Origin of the sequence: Mycobacterium sp. E3251 (assembly GCF_001666835.1) — a bacterium.
Classification (GTDB): domain Bacteria; phylum Actinomycetota; class Actinomycetes; order Mycobacteriales; family Mycobacteriaceae; genus Mycobacterium.
Genome location: NZ_LZJF01000029.1, coordinates 1 through 973, shown reverse-complemented (window position 1 = coordinate 973; position 973 = coordinate 1). Strand labels below are relative to the sequence as shown.

Annotated in this window: 2 protein-coding genes; one reads left to right on the top strand and one right to left on the bottom strand. The window is 69.8% G+C overall.

Features of this window, described 5'->3' with window-relative positions:
* Nucleotides 1-93 precede the first annotated feature (93 nt).
* Nucleotides 94-660 carry a riboflavin synthase gene (locus A5697_RS04215; RefSeq protein WP_068008273.1) on the bottom strand — a complete coding sequence of 189 codons (567 nt, stop codon included), beginning with the start codon at nucleotides 658-660 and terminating at the stop codon, nucleotides 94-96.
* On the opposite strand from A5697_RS04215, the gene A5697_RS04210 reads away from it, so the two are divergent.
* A complete protein-coding gene (locus A5697_RS04210) occupies nucleotides 611-880 on the top strand; it encodes a hypothetical protein (RefSeq protein WP_369806056.1) in 270 nt (89 codons plus the stop codon). The genes A5697_RS04215 and A5697_RS04210 overlap by 50 nt on opposite strands.
* Nucleotides 881-973: the final 93 nt, after the last annotated feature.

Sequence of the window (973 nt, the reverse complement as noted above, 5' to 3'; positions counted from 1 at the left end):
GCGTGCTACACCCCATCCGGCGAGCCCTACTGGACGCCTCCGGGCGAGCCCTGCTGAGCGAACCGGCGCGGCGCGCACTTTTCCGAAGGCGGCCTAACGCGGGCTGAGTAACCGCTCAACGTATTTCGCGATCACGTCGACTTCGAGGTTGACCTGCGTGCCGACCGGGGCGCGGCCCAGCGTGGTCAGCTCGCGGGTGGTAGGGATCAGCGAAACCTCGAACCAGTCGGCGCCGAGCCCGGAGACCGTCAGCGAGATCCCGTCCACGGTGATCGACCCCTTCTCGACGACGTAGCGGGCCACCTCCGCGGGGATCTCGATCCGGACCACTTCCCAGTGCTCGGACGGCGCCCGGCTCACCACCTGCCCGGTCCCGTCCACGTGCCCCTGCACGATGTGCCCGCCGAGCCGGCTGTTGACCGCCGCGGCGCGCTCCAGGTTGACCGGGCTGCCCACCTGCAGGGAGCCCAGGTTGGACCGGTTGAGGGTTTCCGCCATCACGTCGGCGGTGAACTGGCCGTCCGGCAGCAGCTCGACGACGGTCAGGCAGACGCCGTTGACGGCGATCGAGTCGCCGTGCCCGGCGTCGGAGGTCACGACCGGTCCGCGGATGGTGAGCCGGGCGCCGTCCGAGCACTGGGAAGTGGTCCGGATCGAGATCCCCGCGGAGGTGGCCCGCTACGTCGTCGAGAAGGGGTCGATCACCGTGGACGGGATCTCGCTGACGGTCTCCGGGCTCGGCGCCGACTGGTTCGAGGTTTCGCTGATCCCTACCACCCGCGAGCTGACCACGCTGGGCCGCGCCCCGGTCGGCACGCAGGTCAACCTCGAAGTCGACGTGATCGCGAAATACGTTGAGCGGTTACTCAGCCCGCGTTAGGCCGCCTTCGGAAAAGTGCGCGCCGCGCCGGTTCGCTCAGCAGGGCTCGCCCGGAGGCGTCCAGTAGGGCTCGCCGGATGGGGTGTAGCACGG

Excerpts from the sequence above, each read along its gene's own strand:
- A5697_RS04210 (WP_369806056.1), top strand. The coding sequence starts at position 611 with ATGGTGAGCCGGGCGCCGTCCGAGCACTGGGAAGTGGTCCGGATCGAG.